Raw genomic sequence first — 6,518 nt, 5'->3', positions numbered from 1 at the left:
CTCACCGCACAGGCCGGGCACACCGAGATCCGGCCCGGAACCTCCACGCCCACCTGGGGATTCAACGAATCGATCCTCGGACCCACCCTGCGGGCGCGGCGCGGGGAGACCGTGTCGGTGACCGTCACCAACACCCTGCCCGAGGCGACCAGCGTGCACTGGCACGGCATGCACGTGCCCGCCGCCTGCGACGGCGGCCCCCACCAGATGCTCGCCCCCGCCGACACCTGGACCCCGCAATGGCGCATCGACCAGCCCGCCGCCACCCTCTGGTATCACCCGCACCCGCACGGAGCCACCGAAAAACACGTCTACCGCGGCCTTTCGGGCCTGTTCTACCTCGACGACGATCTCAGCGACCGCCTCGACCTGCCCCGCCGCTACGGCCTCGACGACATCCCGCTCGTCATCCAGGACCGCCGCTTCACCCCCGACGGACAACTCGACGAAAAACCTTCCAGCAGTTACGGACTGCTCGGCGACACCCTGATCGTCAACGGCGCCACCGCCGCCCACCACGACCTGCCCGCCACCCGCGCCCGCCTGCGCCTGCTCAACGGCTCCTCCAGCCGTGTCCTGAACCTCGGCTTCGGCGACGACCGCAGCTTCGCGCTCATCGCCACCGACGGCGGCCTGCTCACCGCACCCGTCGCGATGACCCGCCTGCAACTGAGCCCCGGCGAACGCGCCGAAATCCTCGTCGACCTCACCCCGGCATCCACCGCGACCCTGCGGGCGCTACCGGTCACCACCCGCACCGGCATCGACCGACCCGAACGCTTCGGCTTCGACGACACCTTCGACGTGCTCACCCTGCGCGCCACCACGAACGCCGACACCGCACCCGCGCTGCCCGCCGCCCTCGCCACCATCGCCGCGTTGGCCCCCGACCTCCCGGTCACCCGCTCCTTCGACCTCAAATGGTTCATGATCAACGGCGCGAAGATGGACATGAACCGCATCGACCTGACCGTCCCCACCGGCGCCACCGAAATCTGGTCGGTCCGCAACCTCGAGAACTGGCCCCACAACTTCCACATCCACGACGTCCAATTCCAGCTCCGCGCCATCGACGCCGCCCCACCCCCGCCGCACCTGGCCGGATGGAAGGACACCGTCTACACCGAACCCGGCCGCACCTACGAACTCGCCCTGCGATTCACCGGACCCGCCGACCCCGCGTTCCCGTACATGTACCACTGCCACCTGCTCCACCACGAAGACGCGGGCATGATGGGTCAATTCCTCATCCTCGACCCCGGCCAGGCACCCACCTTCACCCCCGCACCCATGGCCGAGCACACGATGCCCAGGGGGCAGGATCCGATGCCCATGGGCGGCATGGGTTCCGGAGCACACGGCGGGCACTGATCAGCGGTCGGCGTCGGCGGCGCGCAGGTGCGGAAGCAGCAACGCCGCCACCGCATCCGGGCGTTCGGCCTGCAGGAAATGCCCGCACCCGGGTAGCTGCGCGTGCTGCACCTTCGCATGCTGCGCCAGCACCCGCTGCAGATCCGGGGACATGCAGCCGTCACGCAACCCGGCCAGCGCCAACGTCGGCAGCGGGGCGGGTGCGGCCATCAACAGGTCGCTGAACTCGCGGGTCGCCTTGTGCGCCACCGTGAACAGCGACCGGTAATACCGCGTCGCCGCCCACGCCATCGTCGCATCGGTGAACACCGCCGCCGTGGGCGCGAACTCGGCCTGGCTGAACGCCCACCCCGGCGACCACCGCCGCCACAACGCCCGCACGAACGCCGCATCACGGCGCACCAGCAGCCGCGGCGAGAACCCCGACTGCATCACCGGGATATACGACGAGAGCAGCAGCTGGCGAGGCAGATACCGCCACATACCCGCCGCGACCCCACCACCGAACGGTGGAATCGCCAACAGCGTCATTGATCGCCACCGCCCGGGTTCCTGCTTGGCCAGGATCATCGCCACGAACGCACCCCAGTCATGCCCCACCAGATGCGCTGGTGGCGCACCGAGTTCGGTATGCCAGGCGGCGATATCGGCACTGACCGCCATCAGGTCATAGCGGGCCGACCGTGACGCCGAGGCCGGGGTGTAGCCGCGCAGCCAGGGCGCCAGCACCTGATAGCCCGACTCGACCAGAGCCGGGATCAGCCCGTCCCAGGTGTGCGGGGTATCCGGGAAACCGTGCAGCAGCATCACCAGCGGGCCATCCGACGGCCCGAAGCGGCGCGCCGACAAGGTGAGCCCGTCCCGCACCAGGGTGAGGGTGGACTCGGTGAGATCCGATGTCATGACCGTTCTTTCGTGCTCGCGTTTTTCGTGCTCGAGGCTCAGCGGCCCTGCCACACCGGTGGTCGTTTCTCCACGAACGCCCGCATCCCTTCCCCGGCGTCCTGCGAGGACAATGCCGCGGCCGCGACCTGGCCCTGTTTGCCGAACGCCTCGGCCACCGACCAATCCGGGGACTGCTCGATGATCTGCTTGCTGGCATCGATACTCAGTGGCGCGTTCACCGCGATCCGCTCGGCCAGCACCAGCGCGGCCTCGAGGGCCTTGCCCGGCTCGGCGACCTGATTGATCAACCCGACCTCGGCGGCGCGGGCCGCGGTGATCGGATCACCGGTCAACGCCAACTCCATGGCGAGGGCCCGCGGTAGTCGCTGCGACAGGCGCAGCACACCACCACCGACGGCCACCAGGCCGCGTTTGACCTCCGGAATCCCGAACATCGAATCCGAGGCGGCCACGATCAGATCCGCTGCCAACGCCAGCTCGCACCCGCCCGCCAGCGCCGGACCCTCCACCGCCGCGATCAACGGTTTGCGCGGCGGCACCGACACGATCCCGAGAATGCCGCGCTTCTCGGTCACCGGCACCTCACCGCGCGCGGCGGCCTTGAGATCCATTCCGGCACTGAAATATCCACCCGCCCCGGTCAGGATCGCGATCCGCGCATTGGGATCGGCCTCGTAGGCGTCGATCGCACGCTCGAGTCCCAACGCGGTCGCCAGGTTGATCGCATTGCGTGCCTGCGGCCGATTGATCGTGATGATCATGATGTGGCCGCGGCGCTCGATCAGCACCGGCGCGGGCGGCGGTGGCGGCAACGGTACCCGGCCGATCCCGGTCGTGCTCAACGGTTCCCGCGCCGATTCGGCGCCGTGTGGTGTGGTGGGGGTGATCGTGTCGCCGTCGACGGTCACCGGCAGCCCCAGCCAGTCATCCTTGTCGAGAGCGGCCAGCAGGGCAGGATCGGTGGCGCGCACCAGGACTCGCTCACCCTCGGGGGTCAGCACACTCACGATCGCCGCCTCCGGGGCGCCTTCACGGCCGTAGGGCAGGGTATAGGCCTCCACCACCGCCGCACCGGTGTAGGAGCTGCGGGCCGGGCGGGCCGGGGGATGCTCGATGACCGGGGTCAGATGCTGGTAGCCGCGCCGCGGCGGAGTCGCGGAGTAGACGCCCAACGCGTGTTTGGTCAGGTACCAGCCCAACGACGTTGCCAGACCGAAGGATTCGGGTTCGGCACGCAACCGGCCCACCAAGCTCGCCACCGCATGACCGCCGTAGTTGTTGCCCGGCCCGCCACCGAAGGTCAGGCCCCCGGTCACCGACAGCGGCCGCTTCGGATCATCGACCGCCAGCCCCAGCTCGCGCGCCGCGATCTGCACCGCGACCGGGAAACACGCATACAGATCCACATGCGCCAGATCCTCGACCCCGATACCGGCATGCTCGAGCACCGCCGCGCCCAGGGCCGCGATCGCCGGGGACGCGGCCAGCTCGGCGCGTTCGCTGACGAACCATTCATCGGTGCCCGAGGCGCCCGCGTGCAGGAACACCCACTTGTCCTGCGGCACACCGGCCGCCTCCGCGGCCGCCGCACTGGCCACGATGATCCCCGAGGCCATGTCCACGGTCAGGTTCGCGCATTCGAGCTTGGTGTAGGGCGTCGAAACCATCCGGTTGGCGTCGGTCACCGCCGCGATCTGCGCCGCCGAGAACTCCTGCGGCTGCCACGCATGCGGATTACCCGCCGCCACCGCCGAGAGCCGCGACCACAACTCGGCCACCGCCGCCGCATGCTCGGCGGGCGTACGACCCAGCCGGTGCCGGTTGGCCGACTCGAGCAGCGCGTACATGTTGATCGGGGCCTGCAGCCCGGCCGCGGACTCCGCCGCATTGTTGGCAGGCTTGTCGATACCGACCGTCCGCGTCGGCGACACGCTCGAATCCTGTACCGGCCAATCCAATTCGATCCCCGCACGCTGGGCGGCCGCCTGCGTCGCACCGGCCTCGGCGCCGGTCACCAACACCAGGTCGTACTCGCCGGCCGCGATCGCGGCGGCCGCCTCGTTGAGCACCAGCTGCCCGCCGTCCCCGCCGAACGGGCTCGACTGCACCGTGTCCACCGCACCGGCCCCCACCGCCGCGGCCACCAGCGCACCCAGATCCCGGTACTGCCACGACGTCGGCGCCACCGCGAACACCGCATCGGCCCGCTTCAACAACCGCTCCCCGGCACCGGTATCGGCGGCCGCGGCCCGCAACGCCCGCACCGCCAACGCCGACGGATCGGCATACGACGCCCCCGGCGTGCGCTCCACGACCTGCCCGACCCCGATCAGCACCGGCGTCGTCGGCGCCAACACCACCCCCGACGCCCGATGCCGCACCGCCTTCGGCGCCGGCTTGGCACCGCCGGTGCGGGTCGCGGCCAGCGCGGCGGGCACCCGCGCCAGCGAATCCCGCAGCGAATCACCCAGCGCCCGCGCCACCGTCGCCCCCAACGGTCCCTCGATCGGCTGCCCCGACAACCCGGCATCGACATACACCATCGACCCGGACCCGTTGGGCGCCACCGTGATCCACAACCCCAACGCCAGCCCCTGCGGCCCGGCACCGCGCAACCCCAGCCCGTGATCACCGATCTCGGTGACCGTCCACGCCACATCCGCCGGAATTCCCATGAACTTCACGACCTGCGTGTACTCCACCCCCAACGCGGCCGTCCCCGGCGCGTCCCCGCGCCAGCCCGCATGGAACACCACCCACTCCGGCAGCCGCCCCAACTGCACCAGATACGCCAGCGTCGCCGCCGCACCGGTCTCGAGCTCGAGCTGCGCGTGCGCGGTGCGCGGGTAGGCGGCCAGGCCCGCCGGAACCGCGTGCTCGACCGGGGCCGCCTCGGATTCGCCACCGAGCCCGGTGAATCCGGCGATCAGCTCCCGCACGATCCGCGGATCCCGGCGCACACTGTCGAGCAGCTGCCCACCGGCGCGCACCTGTTTACGCACCGACGCGCCCCGCTCGCGCCCCTGCTCCATCACCGCACGCAAACGCTCGAAACCCGGCACATCCACGGCCCACCTCCTCATCGAGGGTCACACCATCGCGCCCTCACGGTATCGGCCGCCCACCGCGCACGGGAAGCCGAATCGGCGTAATCGCGCGACTTCGCGCCACCCGCAACCGAATCCGAGCACACCCCTACCCCCGGAGCGATGCGTAAGCGTAGACTTACGGTTCGTGGGTACTTACCAAAGCGCCGCGCTCGACGCCCTCGGCGACCCGACCCGGCGAGCCATCTTCGAACGCCTCGGCCAAAGCCCCTGCGCGGTCGGCGAACTCGCCAACGAGCTCCCGGTGTCGCGGCCCGCGGTCTCCCAGCACCTCAAGGTGCTCAAGGCCGCCGGCCTGGTCCGCGACGAAGCGGTCGGCACCCGGCGCGTCTACCGCCTCGACCCCGGCGGCATCGACGCGCTGCGCGCCTACTTCACCCACTTCTGGTCGACGGCGCTGTCGGCCTTTCGCGACGAACTGAACACACCCGATCCCGGCGAACCCCAGGAGCAGTCATGACCCAGCAGATCGATTCCCACGCCGTCACCGTGCAACTCACCGTCGAGGCCCCCATCGACAAGGCCTACCGCGTCTTCACCACCGGCATGGACTCCTGGTGGCCGCGCGAACACCACATCGGCGCCGGAACCCTCGCGCAAGCCGTCGTCGAACCCCACGTCGGCGGCCGCCTCTACGGCCGCGAGACCGACGGCACCGAATGCGCGTGGGGCCGGGTGCTGGTGTGGAATCCGCCCACCCACTTCGCCTTCTCCTGGGACATCGACCTGTCCTGGAAACCCGAATCCGATCCCGCCCGCACCAGCCGCGTCGATGTCACCTTCACCGCCCTCGACGAGCACCACACCCAGGTCACCCTGGTGCACTCCGGATTCGAGAACCACGGCCCCGGCTGGGAAGCCATGCGCGAAGCCGTCGGCTCGCCCGGCGGCTGGCCCGCCCTACGCGACAGTTACGGAAAAGCCGTCGCCGCCTGAACGCTCACAGCGTGCGCGTGAACCACACCTGATCCAGCATCCAGATCCCGTCGACCTCCACCACCTCCGGATACCCGGCCGCCGCGGTGAACACCTCCGGCACGATCCGGCTCATCCGGAACCCGCAGCGCTGATAGAAGCGCAGATTCCCCACATCCGCGGTGGCGGTGGCCACCTCGATGCGGGCCACCCCCGCCG

At 70.3% G+C, this 6,518-nt stretch carries 5 protein-coding genes and 1 pseudogene; 3 read left to right on the top strand and 3 right to left on the bottom strand.

Annotated elements, in window-relative coordinates; genetic code table 11:
• Nucleotides 1-1,371: multicopper oxidase family protein (locus ACAM49_RS37955; RefSeq protein WP_369640360.1), on the top strand; the 1,371-nt coding region annotated here is incomplete at its 5' end.
• Here the strand turns inward: ACAM49_RS37955 and ACAM49_RS37950 are convergent.
• Together ACAM49_RS37950 and ACAM49_RS37945 are read right to left on the bottom strand one after the other, a co-directional pair.
• The gene (locus ACAM49_RS37950; protein WP_369640359.1) at nt 1,372-2,274 is read right to left on the bottom strand and encodes an alpha/beta fold hydrolase; all 903 of its coding nucleotides are present in this window, start codon (nt 2,272-2,274) and stop codon (nt 1,372-1,374) included.
• Nucleotides 2,275-2,312: 38 nt separating this feature from the next.
• Entirely contained in the window at nt 2,313-5,345 is a 3,033-nt protein-coding gene (locus tag ACAM49_RS37945) for a crotonase/enoyl-CoA hydratase family protein (RefSeq protein WP_369640358.1), read from the bottom strand.
• A 166-nt stretch (nt 5,346-5,511) separates the two neighbouring features.
• Between ACAM49_RS37945 and ACAM49_RS37940 the strand changes: the two genes are divergently transcribed.
• Together ACAM49_RS37940 and ACAM49_RS37935 are read left to right on the top strand one after the other, a co-directional pair.
• On the top strand, nt 5,512-5,844 hold the full coding sequence (locus ACAM49_RS37940; RefSeq protein ID WP_369640357.1) for an ArsR/SmtB family transcription factor: 333 nt from the start codon (nt 5,512-5,514) through the stop codon (nt 5,842-5,844).
• Nucleotides 5,841-6,320: an SRPBCC family protein gene (locus ACAM49_RS37935; RefSeq protein WP_369640356.1), complete on the top strand. Its 480-nt coding sequence runs from the start codon at nt 5,841-5,843 to the stop codon at nt 6,318-6,320. Before ACAM49_RS37940 ends, ACAM49_RS37935 begins: the two co-directional genes overlap by 4 nt.
• Nucleotides 6,321-6,324: 4 nt before the next feature.
• On the opposite strand, the pseudogene ACAM49_RS37930 reads toward ACAM49_RS37935, so the two are convergent.
• Nucleotides 6,325-6,518, bottom strand: a pseudogene (locus ACAM49_RS37930) (hypothetical protein); the annotation flags it as partial.

It is taken from the genome of Nocardia sp. JMUB6875 (assembly GCF_041154655.1).
In the GTDB taxonomy this organism is placed as follows: Bacteria; Actinomycetota; Actinomycetes; order Mycobacteriales; family Mycobacteriaceae; genus Nocardia.
The sequence above is the reverse complement of the archived record's forward strand: the minus strand, read 5'-3'. Positions and strand labels throughout refer to the sequence as shown.